Annotated in this window: 15 protein-coding genes; 4 read left to right on the forward strand and 11 right to left on the reverse strand. The window is 66.1% G+C overall.

All coding sequences use genetic code 11. From position 1 onward, the window contains the following. Positions 1-2: 2 nt before the first annotated feature. Positions 3-1019: an NADP-dependent oxidoreductase gene (locus ACQPZ2_RS34295; RefSeq protein ID WP_433522211.1), complete on the reverse strand. Its 1017-nt coding sequence runs from the start codon at positions 1017-1019 to the stop codon at positions 3-5. 99 nt (positions 1020-1118) lie between these two features. Further along, on the reverse strand, positions 1119-2081 hold the full coding sequence (locus ACQPZ2_RS34300) for an EamA family transporter (protein ID WP_433522212.1): 963 nt from the start codon (positions 2079-2081) through the stop codon (positions 1119-1121). A 39-nt stretch (positions 2082-2120) separates the two neighbouring features. Here ACQPZ2_RS34300 and ACQPZ2_RS34305 point away from each other — a divergent pair, with 39 nt between their 5' ends. The 3 genes from ACQPZ2_RS34305 to ACQPZ2_RS34315 all read left to right on the forward strand — a co-directional run bounded on the left by ACQPZ2_RS34305 (position 2121) and on the right by ACQPZ2_RS34315 (position 4456). Further along, positions 2121-2651: a CGNR zinc finger domain-containing protein gene (locus ACQPZ2_RS34305; protein WP_433522213.1), complete on the forward strand. Its 531-nt coding sequence runs from the start codon at positions 2121-2123 to the stop codon at positions 2649-2651. A gap of 85 nt (positions 2652-2736) precedes the next feature. Beyond that, the gene (locus tag ACQPZ2_RS34310) at positions 2737-3924 is read left to right on the forward strand and encodes a lipase family protein (protein ID WP_433522214.1); all 1188 of its coding nucleotides are present in this window, start codon (positions 2737-2739) and stop codon (positions 3922-3924) included. 436 nt (positions 3925-4360) lie between these two features. After that, the gene (locus ACQPZ2_RS34315) at positions 4361-4456 is read left to right on the forward strand and encodes a DUF2510 domain-containing protein (protein WP_387290543.1); all 96 of its coding nucleotides are present in this window, start codon (positions 4361-4363) and stop codon (positions 4454-4456) included. Positions 4457-4462: 6 nt separating this feature from the next. On the opposite strand, the gene ACQPZ2_RS34320 is transcribed toward ACQPZ2_RS34315, so the two are convergent. The 9 genes from ACQPZ2_RS34320 to ACQPZ2_RS34360 form a co-directional block, all read right to left on the reverse strand. After that, positions 4463-6325 carry an amino acid transporter gene (locus ACQPZ2_RS34320; RefSeq protein ID WP_433527602.1) on the reverse strand — a complete coding sequence of 621 codons (1863 nt, stop codon included), beginning with the start codon at positions 6323-6325 and terminating at the stop codon, positions 4463-4465. 186 nt (positions 6326-6511) lie between these two features. Next, positions 6512-7657: a galactonate dehydratase gene (gene dgoD, locus ACQPZ2_RS34325; protein ID WP_433522215.1), complete on the reverse strand. Its 1146-nt coding sequence runs from the start codon at positions 7655-7657 to the stop codon at positions 6512-6514. Beyond that, entirely contained in the window at positions 7654-8409 is a 756-nt protein-coding gene (locus ACQPZ2_RS34330; RefSeq protein ID WP_433522216.1) for an SDR family NAD(P)-dependent oxidoreductase, read from the reverse strand. Before ACQPZ2_RS34330 ends, dgoD begins: the two co-directional genes overlap by 4 nt. A 10-nt stretch (positions 8410-8419) precedes the next feature. Beyond that, positions 8420-9364 carry a sugar kinase gene (locus ACQPZ2_RS34335; RefSeq protein ID WP_433522217.1) on the reverse strand — a complete coding sequence of 315 codons (945 nt, stop codon included), beginning with the start codon at positions 9362-9364 and terminating at the stop codon, positions 8420-8422. Positions 9365-9548: 184 nt separating this feature from the next. Further along, on the reverse strand, positions 9549-10160 hold the full coding sequence (locus tag ACQPZ2_RS34340; protein WP_433522218.1) for a bifunctional 4-hydroxy-2-oxoglutarate aldolase/2-dehydro-3-deoxy-phosphogluconate aldolase: 612 nt from the start codon (positions 10158-10160) through the stop codon (positions 9549-9551). Then, the gene (locus ACQPZ2_RS34345) at positions 10157-11041 is read right to left on the reverse strand and encodes an SMP-30/gluconolactonase/LRE family protein (RefSeq protein WP_433522219.1); all 885 of its coding nucleotides are present in this window, start codon (positions 11039-11041) and stop codon (positions 10157-10159) included. The genes ACQPZ2_RS34340 and ACQPZ2_RS34345 overlap by 4 nt, the downstream gene beginning before the upstream one ends. 19 nt (positions 11042-11060) lie before the next feature. Further along, on the reverse strand, positions 11061-12101 hold the full coding sequence (locus ACQPZ2_RS34350) for an ABC transporter permease (RefSeq protein ID WP_433522220.1): 1041 nt from the start codon (positions 12099-12101) through the stop codon (positions 11061-11063). Continuing rightward, positions 12098-13618 (reverse strand): sugar ABC transporter ATP-binding protein, encoded by a 1521-nt coding sequence (locus ACQPZ2_RS34355; RefSeq protein WP_433522221.1) that lies wholly within the window; start codon positions 13616-13618, stop codon positions 12098-12100. Before ACQPZ2_RS34355 ends, ACQPZ2_RS34350 begins: the two co-directional genes overlap by 4 nt. Next, entirely contained in the window at positions 13609-14655 is a 1047-nt protein-coding gene (locus ACQPZ2_RS34360) for a substrate-binding domain-containing protein (protein WP_063046782.1), read from the reverse strand. Before ACQPZ2_RS34360 ends, ACQPZ2_RS34355 begins: the two co-directional genes overlap by 10 nt. Before the next feature lie 146 nt (positions 14656-14801). On the opposite strand from ACQPZ2_RS34360, the gene ACQPZ2_RS34365 reads away from it, so the two are divergent. Further along, positions 14802-16022, forward strand: a complete 1221-nt coding sequence (locus tag ACQPZ2_RS34365; RefSeq protein ID WP_433522222.1) for an ROK family protein — start codon at positions 14802-14804, stop codon at positions 16020-16022. The last annotated feature ends 70 nt before the right edge of the window (positions 16023-16092 follow it).

Consider the following 16092-nt stretch of genomic DNA (forward strand, 5'->3'; position numbering starts at 1 on the left):
GGTCAACGCGCGAGACGTACGACCACCTTCCCGGTGTAGTGGCCGCGGACCAGATCGAGCAACGCACGCGGCGCGTTCTCCAGCCCGTCGACGACGGTCTCGGTTTGCACGAGTTGCCCATCGGCAATCCAGCGCCGTAACCGTTGCCCGAATTCCGCCGCCAGATCCAGATGGTCGAGCATGGTGAAGCCACGCAGCGTGATCCGCTTGCCGATCACCGGCAGCAGATCTCCGGGACCTTCGTCGGGCAGACCGCCGGACCGCTGCCGAGTGAGAGCGCCACAGAGCGCGATGCGTCCGCCCACATTCATCACCTCGATCGCCGCCCGCAACTGAGCACCACCCACATTGTCGAAATACACGTCGATTCCGTTCGGCGCGACCGCTCGCAACTGCTCGGCCAGGGGTGCGTCGTGGTAGTCGAACGCAGCGTCGAAGCCGAGCTCGTCGATGACATGGCGCACCTTCTCCGCCGAGCCCGCGCTACCGACGACCCGGCCCGCGCCGAGCAACCGCGCGATCTGGCCTGCCATGCCGCCGGTGGCGCCCGCCGCGCTGGAAACGAAGACGGTATCGCCGACACGCAGACTCGCCACGGCCGTCAGGCCCGCGTAGGCGACCAGCCCGAATCCGAGATAGCTGGACGGCGAGGGGTACACGTCCGGATCCACGACCTGGATCGCGCTCGCCTCGGCCATCGCGTACTCGCGCCAGCCGAACCGATGCAGCACCAGCGCGCCCTCCGGAACATCCGGATCCGCGGAGGCGACAACCTCGCCGATCGCGTCGCCGAACATCGTGGCGCCAACAGCGAACGGCGGCAGGGGAATTCCCGGATAGGCGCCGATCTGCATGAGCATCCCGGGATCGATCGACATGTACATATTCCGCACCAGCACCTGTCCCCGCGCCGGATCGGGCACCGGCTGCTCGACGAGTCGGAAGTCGGATAGTTCCGGAAATCCGTCCGGTCGCGCGGAAAGCTGGACAGCCCGTGCGGTTCGCGTCGTAACAGTCATGGGAGCGACGCTAGGGATTGACGTATACGTGAAGGTCAAGCCCGTGGTTGACCTCGCCGGTTGCGGCAGGAGGTTACAGCTCGAGCCTGCGCGGCCGCATCACCGTTCCTGTCGGCTCGAGGCGGGGGCCAGCGGGGCGGTTTCGCCGCGGCGGACGGTGATTACTCCGGTGAGGATCAGGGCGCCACCGAGGAGTTGGAGCGGGCGGGGAGATTCACCGAGGAGGACCCAGGCGAAGGCCAGGGCGGCCAGGACTTCGAAGAGTGCTACGAAGGAGGCGAGGCGGGAGCCCAGGAGTCGGGTGGCGGCGATGCCGGAGACGTAGGCGAGGGCGGCGGTGATCGTGCCGAGCGCGAGGACGGGGAGCCACCAGGTGACGGTGAGGTGTTGGAAGACAACCGGATCGGTGGTGGCATGGAGGGGGACGATGCCGATCGCGCCTGCCGCGAGGAGAGCGAGTCCGCCGAGGAGGAGGCCTCCGGCGGCGAGTACGGTGCCGGGCAGAGTGCCGTCGCCGTGGGCGGAGAGCAGGAAGTAGGCAGCGGCGCCGATCATGGCGGCGAGTGCCCAGGCGATGCCGATGCCGCTGGCGGCCAGGCCGGAGCGCAGGTCGATGACCAGGACCAGGCCGGTCATGCCGAGCAGTGCGCCGAGAACCGTTGCCGCGCCGGGTCGTTGGCTCTGACGCAGCCATAGCCAACCCACCACCGCGACCGGCGCGGTGTATTCGATGAGCAGTGCCACGCCGACCTGCATATGGGCGACGGCGTTGAAGTAGGCGAGTTGGGTACCGGCCACGGCGAGCAGTCCGTACGCGGTGATCAAAGACGCGTTGTGGCGCAACAGATCCCAGTTACCACGCAACTGCACCACCGCGATCGGCACCAGCACAGCGGCAGCGAGCAGCACCCGGACCGCCACCACGGATGCGGAGCTCCAGCCCGCATTCATCAAGCCGCGAGCCAGTGATCCCGATAGCCCGAACGAGGACGCTGACACCACCGCGCAGAGCAACCCGGTGCGCAGGCGCTGCACAGTGTTGTCATGAGTCATCGTAGCCATGACTAATGACGCTAAGGTCAGCTGGGGTAATATGTCAACATGGCCTTTGCTCATGACACTGAGGCGGCGCTGGTTGCCGCGGTGGAGCTGGTGAACTCGGCGGAGGAGCCGGACACGTTGACCGAGATCGGCCAGCTCGACGAGTTTTTCGTCAAGCACGTCTACACCGGCGTGCACTCCGGCGACGCCACCGAGCTCGCGGCGGTGCGCGCCTTGCGCACGCCACTCCGCCGCATGCTGACCAGCGATCGCGATACGACGGTGCGGCTGATCAACGAGACGCTGGCGAAGCATCGAGCCCTGCCGCAACTGGTCCGGCACGGCGATGTCGACTACCACATCCACGCGGTGCCCGCGCAGGCTCCGCTACCCGTTCGCATCGCCGTCGAGACCGCTATGGCAATGATCGATCTGGTCCGCTCGGACGAGCTGAGTCGGCTATCCCTCTGCGCCGACGAGGACTGTGCGGGCCTGGTTCTCGACCTGTCCCGCAATAGATCGCGCCGCTACTGCAGCACGGCCTGCGGAAATCGCAACGCTGTCGCGGCCTATCGCGCCAGGAAGAAGTGAATCCCGGTCAGTGGAAGCGCAATCGTAGGCGCGAGATTCTCGCACTACCTTGCTGGCACTGAATTCTCCCCAGAGAAGGTGTGTCATGCGGTTTCTGGTGCTCATCGTCGGGACCATCTGCGCACTCGCGGGCTCGCCAACCGTGCGTGCGGAACCAGCTACATCCGAATCGGCCCTCTACCAAGCGCCCGCATCGCTGTCAGGTTTCGCACCCGGCGCTATCGTGGCAGCCAGGCCGATGGAACTCGCCATTCCCGACCTACCGGCGGACACCCGGGCATGGCAGATCTCCTTCCGCAGCAACGACTCTCACGACCGGCCGATTCTGGGGGTCACCACCCTTCTCGTTCCCACGACGCCATGGCCCGGTCCGGATCCGAGGCCCGCGGTCTCGGTCCAGTTCGCCGAGGACGCGGTAGCCGAGAAATGCGCGCCATCACGCACGATGCAGAGCGGCTCCGGCATCGGTTTGCAGGCCAACGAAACCTCGGTTCCCGTCGCGTTGTTGCGCCGGGGCTGGGCGGTCGCGGTGCCGGACCACGAGGGACCGAGGTCGGCATTCTCGGCGGGCTTCTCCGGCGGTCACATCGTGCTCGACGGCATCCGAGCGGCCAGACAATTCGAGCCCGGAGGTCTCACCGCGGCAACTCCCTGGGGACTGACCGGTTATTCCGGTGGTGCGGCCATCTCGGGGTGGGCGGCCCAACTGCAGCCGCCCTATGCACCCGAACTCCCCCTCGTCGGGGCAACACTGGGCGGCATACCGTCGGATCTGATGCTGCTCAGCCGATTCAACGGTGAGGGCCCGGCCAGCCCACTGGTGATCGCAACGCTGGCGGGCATCGATGCCGAGTATCCCGAGGCCGGTATCGCGTCTTTGCTCAATCCCCAAGGAACGCAGGTGTTCTCACAGATTCGGCAGATGTGCACCGAGCAATCGCTGACCAGTCTCGCCTTCACCAGCCTACGTAGCCTGTCGGCCGTACCGGACCTCCTCGGCGATCCACGCGTCGCCGATGTCCTGGCGCGCAATACACTCGGCCGATTCATACCACGCGTCCCGATCTACAGCTTCCACGGCGTTCTCGACGAAATCGTGCCGGTGAGTCAAGCCGACGATATGACACGTCAGTGGTGCGCAGGCGGAGCGAGCATACAGCTCGTCCGCGACGCCTGGCTCGACCATGTATTGGAAGGCCTTGTCCGCCAACAGGATGCGATTCAATACCTCGCGGATCGGTTCGCGGGAGCTCCGGCACCAAACGGATGCTGATCAGTTTCGGATCCAGACGAAATCCCAGGATTGCTCGACCCAGCTGATGATCTGAAGTCCGAAGAGCGCAAGGCCGCCGGACCAGGCGAGCCAGTACCAGCCCGGGTGCGGGTACGGAATCGACGCACACCCACCGCGCCAGAATCCCCCGAACACCCGATGCACCGCACGCCACGCCGAAGCACTTATGGACGGGTGATCACCGTGCATTCGTGGCGGCATCGGTCGAGAGCAACGCAGCCAGTGCATGATGAACATCTGTCCAGGGCAAACTCCCGTGGTGGGACTCCAGTGGTGAGTGGGCGTACTACATACTGACCGCATGGGTGCTGTCAGTATGTTGCACATCTTGATTCTGCTTGCGATCGTGGCGGTGCCGGTGGTCATCGTGTTGATTGTGAAGTCCGGGTCGGGAGGGAGATCGCAGGCACCTGCGATGGCTCCAGGGTGGTATCCGGACCATGCGAATCCCGGGCTGGTGCGGTGGTTCGACGGGTATCAGTGGACGAATTACACACAGCCGCGGCAATGACGGGCGCTAGCTGTCGACGTGGACGTGGGGGCGGTCGGCGGGGTTCGGGACTGCGCGGCGGATGATTTCGCGGGTTACCGGGGCGACCTCGCCCTCGCCGACGAAGAGGAACTTCAGGAGGTTGACCAGCGGGTTGCCTTCTGTCCATTCGAAATACACGTGCGGTTCCAGGCCGGTGCGGTCCCGGATGGCGAGCAGGATGGCGGCGATGGAGTTGGGGATGGCGGTGGCTTCGACGCTGAGGATGCGGTAGCCCTCGAGGTCGAGTCCGGTGACGCGCAGGTCGGTGCTGAAGTCGGAGGCGTCGCGGACGATGACCTCGAGGAACAGGATCGGGGCATCCGCGGGGATATGGCTCTCCAGACGTTGATCCGCTTCCTTCTCCCGGTACTCCTCGGGCCTGCGCTGGTCGATGTCGTGGGTGACGATGCGGATCATGCCCTCGGCCGCGGCCCGGTCGATCATGCGGGCGGCGGTTTCGTCGAAAGTCACCTCGATGGCGCGCAATTCGAAGGAGCGCCGGGCACGCGAGACGAAAGACATGACGATGATCGTCACGATGAACAGCGATGCCAGCTGCACGCCCTCGGGGCGTTCGAAGATATTGGTGATGGTCGTGTAGACGAAGACCGCCGATATCGCGCCGAAGCCGATTACCTTGTTGCGCTCCCCCTTCCGCGCGGCCGACAACGTCACCGCGACCGCCGCGGAGGTGATGAGCACGAGCACACCGGTCGCATACGCACCGCCCTGCGCGTCGACATCGGCGTTGAAGTACCAGGTGATACCAAACGCGATCACCGCGAACACGAGCACCAGTGGCCGCACGGCACGCGCCCACTCCGGCGCCATGCCGTACCGAGGCAGGTAGCGCGGCACCAGATTCAACAGCCCCGCCATGGCCGACGCGCCCGCGAACCAGAGGATCGCGATGGTACTCACGTCGTACACCGTGCCGAACATATCGCCGAGGTATTCGTGCGCCAACCAGGCCAGCGCTCGACCGTTCGCGGACCCACCCGCTTCGAACTCCCGCTCGGGAATCAGCACGACGGTGATGAAACTGGTCACGATGAGGAAGCTGCTCATGATCAGGGCTGAGGTGGTCAACAGCTTGCGCGCCCCGGCAATGCGAGCGGTCGGGTTCTCCTCGGATTCCTCTGGTGCACCCTTGATCTGCGGCATCACGGCGACACCGGTCTCGAATCCGGATAAGCCGAGCGCCAGCTTCGGGAAAACCAGCAGCGAGACGCCGATCATCGCCGCGACGTTGCCGTGCTCGGCGGTCAGCGCATGCGTCCAGTCGACGACCAGATCACCGGCGGTGAGCACCTGATACAAACCGACAACGGCGACAACCACATTCAGCGAGAGATACGCGCCCACCAACACGACCGCGATCTTGATGGCCTCGGCGAAACCCTTCAGGAAGATAGCCGCGAGCAATGCCAGCAGGGCGAGCGTGATGAGCAGGTTGTGATCGTGCAGAGCCGCGGGCACATATGGGTTTTCGACGATATGAGCGGCACCGTCGGCGGCCGAGAGCGTCATGGTGATGACGAAATCGGTTGCCGCGAAACCGAGCAGCACCAGAATGAAGATCTTGCCGGTCCAGCGCGGTAGGTGTTCGGTGAACATGGCCAGCGAACCGCCGCCGTGCGGGCTCTCCCGCGCCACCCGCCGATATACCGGTAGCGCACCGAACAGCGTCAGCGCGACGAGCACCAGCGTGGCCAGCGGCGACAGCACACCGGCCGCGACCGCCGCGATACCCGGCTGATAGCCGAGGGTCGAGAAGTAGTCGACACCGGTCAGGCACATCACCTGCCACCAGGACCGCTCGTGTTCGGCATCGCCCGGCTTGCGCATGGGACCCGCATGCTGCGAGTGGCGCTCATCGGTCACGCCCTGTAGGAGCCAGGCCGAGAAGGGTGAGCGCGTGCGCTCGTCGGTTGTGGTCACGATATTCCCTTGCGAGATTTGTCCGGTGCCGGATTGTCGCCGACCCGGGCAAATCTACGGGAAACACCAGACGGATCACGACGCCCTAGGGGATCACCACTCGGCGAAAGAACCGTCCTTGCGGTGCCAGATCGGATTTCGCCAGCGGTGACCCTGTTCGGCGGCGCGAGTCACCGCGGCTTCGTCGATCTGGATGCCGAGGCCGGGGGCTTGGAGCAGGTCGACATAGCCATCGCGATAGGCGAAGACCGTCGGGTCGGCGAGGTAGTCGAGCAAGTCCGAGCCGGTGTTGTAGTGGATGCCGAGGCTTTGCTCCTGGATGAGCAGGTTAGGGGTGGCGAAGCCGACTTGGAGGCTGGCGGCGAGGGCGATGGGGCCGAGGGGGCAGTGTGGGGCGAGGGCGATATCGCGGGCCTCGGCCAGGGCGGCGATGCGGCGGACCTCGGAGATGCCACCCGCGTGCGAGAGATCGGGTTGCACGACGGCGATGCCCTGATCGAGCACCGCATTGAAATCCCAACGCGAATAGAGCCGTTCACCGGTGGCGATGGGAATGCTTGTCGCGCGGGTGATCTCGCCGATCTGCTGGCTGCACTCCGGGAGGAGCGGTTCCTCGACGAAGAACGGCAGATACGGTTCGAGTAACGGCAGCACCCGCCGCGCCATCGGAATGGACAGGCGACCATGGAAATCGACGGCGATATCGAAATCGTCGCCGGTTGCCTCGCGCACCGCCGCGACTCGATCGACAATGCCTCGGGTGGCGCGTGGCGTATCGATCAGCTCCAGTTCGGCGGAGCCGTTCATCTTGATCGCGGTGAAGCCCTGCTCTTTTCGCTCTACCGCCGCGCGCGCGACATCGTCGGGACGATCACCACCGATCCAGCTGTATACCCGGACACGATCGCGCACCGCACCGCCGAGCAACTGCCAAACCGGTACGCCCAGCGCCTTTCCGGTGATATCCCACAGCGCCTGGTCGATGCCCGCGACCGCACTCGACAGGATCGGTCCGCCCCGATAGAAGCCGCCCTTGGTGAGTACCTGCCAGTGCGCTTCGATACTCATCGGGTCCTTGCCGACGAGATAGTCGGCCAGTTCGCCGACCGCGGCGGCGACGGTGTGGGCACGGCCCTCGAGTACCGGTTCACCCCAGCCGGCGATGCCCTCGTCGGTCTCGATCTTCAGGAAGCACCAGCGCGGTGCGACCAGGTAGGTGGTGAGTGCGGTGATCTTCACCGGGACTCCTTTCGCACGCTCCAGCCGCCGTCGACGACCAGGTTGGCACCGGTGATGAAAGATGCGTCGTCGGAGGCGAGGAAGGCGACCGCGGCGGCGACCTCCTCGGGCGCGCCCATCCGGTCCAGGGCGGTGGCCTGGGCGGACAGCCGCCGACCTGCCTCGTCGACGTCGTCCCAGACCGGGGTGAGAATCGGGCCGGGCAGCACGGCGTTGACCCGCACGCGGGAGTGCCCGTACTCGACGGCGAGTTGCCGGACCAATGCGGTCAGCCCACCCTTGGCGGCGGCATAGACCGGGTATCCGGGCAGCCCGAATTGGGCGTGCACGCTGGACACCGCGACCACATTGCCGCCGCGGCTGCGCAGATCGTCGATGAAGGTGCGCAGGCCGAGGAACAGCGGGGTCAGGTTGACCGCGAGGCCGTCATCCCATGCCTGCCTGCTCAATTCATGTGCCGGGATGGTGGCCTGCCGGGATGCGTTGCTGCACAAGAAGTCCAGCGGTCCGAACAGCTCGTTGACGCTATTGCGTAGCTCGATCCAAGAATCCTCCGAAGACACATCACAGCGAACGAATTCGGCTCGATGACCGGCCGCACGGATCTTGGAGGCGACCTCGCGCCCACTCGCCTCGGCGATATCGGCGATGACGACCGCGGCGCCATCGGCGGCGAGCCGATGCGCGGTGGCCGCACCGATGCCGGATGCGCCCCCGGTGACGACCGCGACCCGGTCTGCCAGACGACTCATGCTGTTCCCTTCATCGGTTGATGTCGGCTCCGGTGAGCAGGCCGAGTTCGTGCCGGAACGGCAGACCAGCCCAATCACCGGGTACGGATACGGCGAATGCGCCGCAGGCGGCGGCCAATCGCAGGCTGTGCCTTGCGGACCCGTTGTCGAGCACACCGGCGAGGTAGCCCGCGACGAACGCATCTCCCGCACCGACCGGGTCGACACTGCGGATGTCCACCGCTGGCTGCGGTATCAGCTCGCCGTTGTGCAGTGCGAGCGCGCCTTCGGATCCGAGTTTGATCACGACTTGCGAAGGACCCAGTGCGGCAAGCGATTCCGCCATCGCGGCGGGAGTCGCGGCCGGTACCAGGATGGCCGCTTCGTCGGTACCGGCGAAGACGATATCGGCGCGCGACACCAGCTTCGAAAGCTCCACGGCCGCATCCGATTCCGACCACAATGCGCGGCGGTAATTGATATCCAGGGAGATGATCGCCCCGGCATCGACAGCGGCGTCGAGTGCGGTGTGGACGGCATCGCGGGCGGACGGGCTGAGTGCGGGGGTGATGCCGGTGAGATGCAGCACGCGTGCGGCGGCGATCTGGGCGGTGTCGATATCGGCGGGCGACAGCCGAGAACCCGCGAAACCCCTGCGGTAGTAGGTGACTCGCATATGGGCGGCGGTTCGTCGCTCGCGCAGCATCAGACCACTCGGCAGTTCTGGATCGATTCGGCACCGCGAGATGTCGACCTGTTCGGCGCGGAGTCGGTCGAGCACCATGGTGCCGACGGCATCGGCACCGACGCTGCCCACCCATGCGCTCTCATGCCCCAGCCTGCGAACGCCGATCGCGACCGTCGCTTCCGCGCCCGCGAAATCCATCCGCATTGCCGCACCGGGAGCCAATGGACCGGGGTCAGTCGCGGCTACGACACCGAGTGCTTCGCCCAGAGTTACCAATCCGCCGGTCATTGCGGCGGCTTTCGCGTGTCGAGAGGCACGATGACCGCGATCGGACACATCGAGTCAGCCCCCATGGTGACACCTTTCGCGGGCAGTGCCGCTCGACGGCGCATCGGATCGTGAAAGACGCCCCTCATTACTACGCCTTTCACCCGCAACGCCCTGCACACACTCGAAACCCGCGAAACAGCGCTCATAGCAATACCTTCCGCACCACCGCTGCGCGCTCACGCAACGCATCCAGATCACCGCCGACGCACGCGTCACCGACAAGCGGCGACCCCATACCGAGCGCCCTGGCCCCAGCATCCATATACGCTCTGGCATCGGCGAGCCCGATGCCGCCCGTCGGCACCAGCGGGATCTCGTTCAACGGACCCCGAATCGCCTTCAGATAGCCGGGACCGCCGACCGAGGCCGGGAAGACCTTCACCATGGTCGCGCCCGCCTGCCACGCACTGTGGATCTCGGTGGGCGTGAACGCGCCGCAGATCACCGGGACACCCAGGCGGCGGCCCTCCGCGATCACCTCGGGGCATACCGTCGGCGTGATCAGATATGCCGCGCCCGCATCCACAGCTCGTGCGGCATCGATCGCGGTGAGCACCGTGCCCGCACCGACCGCGTGGGCCGCTCCGGCGCAATCGCGCAGTGCGTCCAGCGCTCCCGGCGAGTTGAGCGTGAACTCCACCGCCGTGATGCCCGACTCGTGCAGTACGGCAGCCACTTCGGCGAACCGCGCGGCCGTCGGGGCGCGCAGGATCGCGATTACCGGCGGATCCAGGATCAGGCCGTGGTCGGTCATGGGTTGCTCACCAATCTCGCATCGGAGTAGGTATTCGTCGGAAGACCGGTCACACCCGGCCTACAGGTGAACAGCCGCCCGGCATCCGGATCGGCGGAACCTTCTGCGGCCGTGGTAATTACGAGGACATCCAGGTCCGGACCCGCAAAGGCGCAACTGGAGACCTGCGCCGGGCCGACATCGATCACCGCGTGCGGCCGACCCGATGGATCGAATGCCCGGACCTGCCCGGCACCCCACACCGCGACCCAGACGAAACCCCGTGCGTCCACGGTCAGTCCATCGGGCAGACCGTCCGGGAATTCCGCGAAGGTGCGCCCACCGCTGAAGGTGCCGGTGGCCGAGTCGTAGTCGAATGCCTCGACTCGATGTGTCGGGCTGTCCGCGTAGTACAGAGTGGCGCCGTCCGGGCTCCAGCCGAGTCCGTTGGAGATCGTCACCTGCTGCCGCACGGTGCTCAGCTCGCCATCGGGATCCAGTCGATAAAGCGCTGCGGTGCCCTGGATTTCGTCTTCCGACATGGTCCCGGCGAACAGTCTCCCCCACGGGTCCGCCTTGGCGTCGTTCATGCGCCGCCGAACCCCGTCATCGGGCAGCGACAGAGCCGCGACCTCGGTCATCGTGCCGTCGGCGATATGCAAAAAGGTGTCGACGGCAGTCGCGATCAGCCCGCCCGATGCGCACGGCACCACCGCGCTGACCCGCTTCCCCACCGCCACGGTGGACCGCTGCACGAGGTCGCCGTCGCGCAGTGTCGCGCGATGGATACGGCCCGCCGGAATGTCCACCCACAGCACCTCATCGGTGCGGTCATCCCAGACCGGTCCCTCGCACAATCTGCCCGGCCTCGGCGAGCAGCGGTCGGCTTTCAGTTCGATCATGATTCGCTCCTGACGGGTGCTAGGTCGGCAATCCGACCGCACGTTCCCCGCTGCGTCGCTGCTGGATAACAACCGCCGCCACCAGCAACGACCCCTGAGCGACGTTCTGCCAGAACGTATTCACACCAACAACGTTCAGCCCGTTGTCCAGCGCACCGAGCAGCACGACGGCCAGCAGCGTGCCCCCGATCGTGCCTTTACCGCCCTTCAACGCACACCCACCCAGAGCCGCCGCGGTAATCGCCTTCAGCTCGAGCCCCTCACTACCCGAGACCGGCTGCCCGGAGCCGGTCCGCGCGGTCAGGATGATTCCGGCGATCGCCGCCACCGCACCCGCGAGCACGAACACCGCGATCAGGTACTTGTTGATATTGATGCCGGAAAGCCTTGCGGCCGTGTCATTGCCGCCGATGGCATAGATATTGCGGCCGATATCGGTGTACTTCAGCAGCACATGCATACCGATCGCGACCACCGCGAGGATCACCACCGGCACCGGCAGACCCAGGATCTTGCCGCGCGCGATGAAGATGAACACATCGTCGCCGAGCACGAACCCCTGTGCCTTACCGCCGGATATCAACTGCGCGACGCCCTTGAACGCGGCCAGGGTGGCCAGTGTCGCGATCACCGGATTGACGCGTCCGTAGACGATGATCAGCCCGTTTATCGCCCCGAGCACCAGCCCGACTCCGATCGCGGCCAGAATGCCCAACCAGGCATTGCCAGAGGTCACGGTAAATGCCATCGCGCTGATCACCGAGGCGACTCCGGCCTGCGAGCCGACCGAAATATCGAGCGCACCACAGATGATCACGACCGTCTGAACCACGGCGAGCAGACCGAAAACCGTTACCGCTTCGCCGATTCCGGCCAGATTGGCCGGATCCAGATAACCGTCGTTGAGCCAGGCGAAGATCGCGACGATCACCACCAGCGCGCCGATGAGGCTGAGGTTGCCGGTGCCGATCGCCTGCACCAGGCGACGGGCGGCTGCGCCGGGAGCCGGCACCGAGGGCGCGGCGGCCTCCACCGGAATCGAAAGTTGTTGGTCTGTCATGGGTTTCCTCGCGATGTATGCGACAGGTCGGCGGCCATGGCCAGCGCGAGAATCGCCTCCTCGCTGGCTTCTTCGCGGTCCAGTTCGCCGGTGACTCGGCCGTGCTGCATGACCACGATGCGGTCGGCCAGGCCGAGCACTTCGGGTAGCTCCGAGGAGATCACCAGCACCGCGACACCGGATTCGGCCAGTTCCTCGATGACGTGGTAGATCTCGATTTTGGCGCCGACATCGACGCCACGAGTGGGCTCGTCCAGGATGAGCACCTTGGGTTTGCGGGCGAGCCAGCGCGCCAGCACGACCTTCTGCTGATTGCCGCCGGAGAGCTTGCGCACCTCCTGCTCGATGGAAGGTGTTCGCACCCTGAGTGATTCGACGTACTGACGAGCGAGCCGCCGCTCCTCACCGCCCCGGACGAATCGCAGCCGCCGTAGGCGATCGAGCATCGCGAGCGAAATATTGTCGCGCACACCGCGATGCAGCAGCAGGGCTTGCGCCTTGCGCTCCTCGGGCGCGTACCCCATCCCGGCTCGCACCGCGTCCCGCGGTTGCCGCAGACGCAGTCTCTTACCGTCCACCCGCACCTCGCCGGAGCGGATCGGCAGATCACCGGCCAGCGCACCGGCCAGTTCCGAGCGACCCGCGCCGACCAGGCCGGCCAGCGCGACCACCTCACCGGCGCGCACCTGCAGACTCACGTCCGTCACGTCGTCGGTGGTCACCGCATCCGCGTCGAGCACCACCCGGCCCGGCGTATTGTGCTTGCGCGCGAACAACGTCGACAGATCCCGGCCGACCATCATCCGCACGATCTCGCGGTCGCTGGTGTCGGCGGTCGCGCACTCACCGACGAGCGCGCCATCACGCAGCACCGCGACCCGATCGGCCAGCCGGAAGATCTCCCGCATCCGATGCGACACATAGATCACCGCGAGGCCCTGCTCACGCAATCGACCGATGAGCGCGAACAGCGATTCGGTCTCGTGGTCCGACAGCGACGAGGTCGGCTCGTCGAAGGCGATCACCTTGGCATCGGTGGTCAACGCGCGCATGATCTCCACCAATTGCCGTTGCGCCGCAGTGAGTTTCGATCCGATGGTGTCCGGGTCGAGGTCACGGTCGAAGCCGAGCCGGGTGAGGTCGGCGCGCATCCGTTCGCGCAGGGCGGCCCGATCGAGCAGTCGGCCCGAGCGCCGCGGCAGCGATCCGAGATAGACGTTCTCGGCGACGGAAACGTGCGGCACGATCTCCGGCTCCTGGCCGATCACCCGGATTCCGGCCGACCGCGCGTCGGCGGGGGTGGCCAGCTCGAGTCGCACACCATCCAACTCGAGCCGGCCACCGTCCGGGCGGTGATCGCCACCGAGGATGCGGATCAGGGTGGACTTACCCGCTCCGTTCTCACCCATCAGGGCGGTCACCGCGCCAGCGGGAAAATCCAGGCTCACTTCGCGCAGGGCCGGCACCCCGGCGAAGCTCTTGCTCAGCCCGGATACCCGCAGTCCGGTCAGCTGCATGTGACGCCCGCCTGCTGCCAGTTGGTCGAATCGACCATCTTGGTCGGCGCATATGCTTCGGGCGGCATCTGCTTGCCGTTCTTCAGGTAGTCGTAGATCGTCTGAACCGACAGTGCGCCAACGTCTTTGCCGTTGATGAACAGTGCCGCCTTGAAGCCGGTGGGCTTGCCGCCGCGCCATTCCTTGCAGGCCAGGTAGGCGCCGAGGCCGACGCCGAGCACATTGTCGGCGGAGTATCCGGCGTTCTGGATCGCCGCGACGCCGCCGCTGACGTTCTCGTCGTTGCAGCCCATGACAATCCAGTTCTTCACCGACCGATTGCCCGACACCGTCGCCGAGATCTTGTTCTGCGCGTCCGACGGAGTGTTGTCGGTGCCGACCTCGATCACCTTGACGTCCACACCGGCGGCATCCTTGAAGGCCTTCTGGTTGGCCTTGACCCGGTCGGTGCACACGGTCACATCCTGTTTCCAGGCGTCGATGATCGCGGTCTCCTCCGGCTTCCACCCGGCCTTCTTGAAGTCCTGACCGGCGCGGGTGCCGACCTCGGTGCCCATCTGGGTGCCGCTGAAGCCGACCCGTGGCACCAGATTGTCCTTCGCGCAGGACGTCGGATCCGGCCCGTTCGTGCAGACCTGGTCATCAGAGGTCAGCAGCGCGACACCACCGGCCTTCGCGAGCTGGGCGACCTGCGGGCCGACCGAAGGATCGGGCACCACCACGATCACGCCGCTGGCCTTCTGGTTCACCGCGTTCTGCACCTCGGTGACCGCCTTGTTCGCGTCATTGCCGAGGTTCACCACCTTCAGATCGATGCCCAGTTCCTTGGCCTTGGCCTTCGCGCCTTCGGCCTCGCCGATGAAGTACTCCTGATCGCCCTGCTTCTGGGCGTAGACCAGGCTGATCGCGCCGGTGGTGTGCTGCGGACCGGTCGCCTGCGAATCGTCCTTGCCCGATGAACAGGCCGACGCGGCCAGTGCGAGCGATACCCCGCAGAAAACGGCTCTGGTCCAACGGCTTCGGCGGGTCCAGGACATGGGTGCTCCTCTGATGCTGCGCCGGGCACTCGGCGTCTTGTAGTGACCTGGGTTACAGTAGGACTTCGGCTAACCGTTGTAAATAGTGTTGTCAGAACTGCTCGGGTAGCGTCTGCGAATATCAATCGGAAGGAGATGGCCCGACCGTGTACCAGCTGACCGCGCGCGACATCCGACGCCGGAATCGGTTCTATGTACTGCAGGCGGTCTATGCCGCCGAGGGCCACACCAGCCGTCAGGAGATCGCCCGCGCCACCGGGCTCTCGTTCGCGACGGTGGGCAATTTGCTCGCCGAACTACTCGATGTGGGGGTGCTCGCCGAACTCGGCTACGACGCGCCCGGCATCGGGCGGCCGCGTGCACAGCTGGCGATCAATCCGGCGCGCGGCACCCTGGTCGGGGTCGATATCGCCGAAACCAGCATTCATTTCGACCTTTTCGACCTGGCGATGACGGTGCTGCGATCGGTGGAGATTCCGGTGGATCCCGCGGCCACCCGGCCCGAGGATGTCACCGAGCTGATCGTTCGCGGCATCGGTGAGCTGACCGCCGACGATGCGGAGCGGGTACTCGGCGTCGGATTGAGCGTGCCGGGACTGGTGGAACCCGAGGGCGGCGTTTCGGTGTTCTCGCCGTACTGGGACTGGCACGACGTGTCGTTGAAATCGCTGCTGCAACCGCGGGTGCCGCATCCGCTGTACCTCGACAATCCGCTGAAAGCCAGTACGGCAGCGCATCTCTGGTTCGGCGCGGGGCGGGATGTGGACGATCTGATCGTGGTCACGCTGCGCGCCGGAGTCGGCATCGGCGTCGTCATCGATGGCACGCTCTATCGCGGCGTGACCAACAGTGCGGGCGAATGGGGCCACACCAACCTCGTCATCGACGGACGCGAATGCCGCTGCGGGCGTCACGGCTGCGTCGAGGCCTATGTGAGCACACGCGGCATCGTGCAGACCCTGCGCGAAATCGCCCCGGCCAGTCCGCTAGTCGCGGCCGACGATGCCGCCACCATCGCGGCCATAGGCGCCAGCGACGGCCCCATCGCGAGCGAGGTCATCGAAAAGACCGGCAATTACCTGGGGGTCGCCGTCGCGAACCTGGTGAACCTCTTCAACCCCCGCACCATGGTCTTCGGCGACCTCGTCGCGAACGTCCTCGGCGACCGCCTTCTCGACGCGACCCGCCGCGTAGCCGCCCACCACGCCATGTCCGACCCCTTCACCGCGGTAACCCTGCAACTGTGCACCCTCCCCCACAACCCCGTCAGCCTCGGCGCGGCCACCTTCGCCCTCGAAGGCTTCCTCGCCGACCGCGAAACCTTCGGCTCCATAGCCGCCCGCCGCGCCATCCGCTCTACCACGTAGCGAAGACCCCGCCCGGGGTGAGGAACCGGGCGGGGTCGGGTGTCCCCCACGAACGCCGTTGGGTTCTTCT

This window comes from Nocardia pseudovaccinii (assembly GCF_050942345.1).
Lineage (GTDB): Bacteria > Actinomycetota > Actinomycetes > Mycobacteriales > Mycobacteriaceae > Nocardia > Nocardia pseudovaccinii.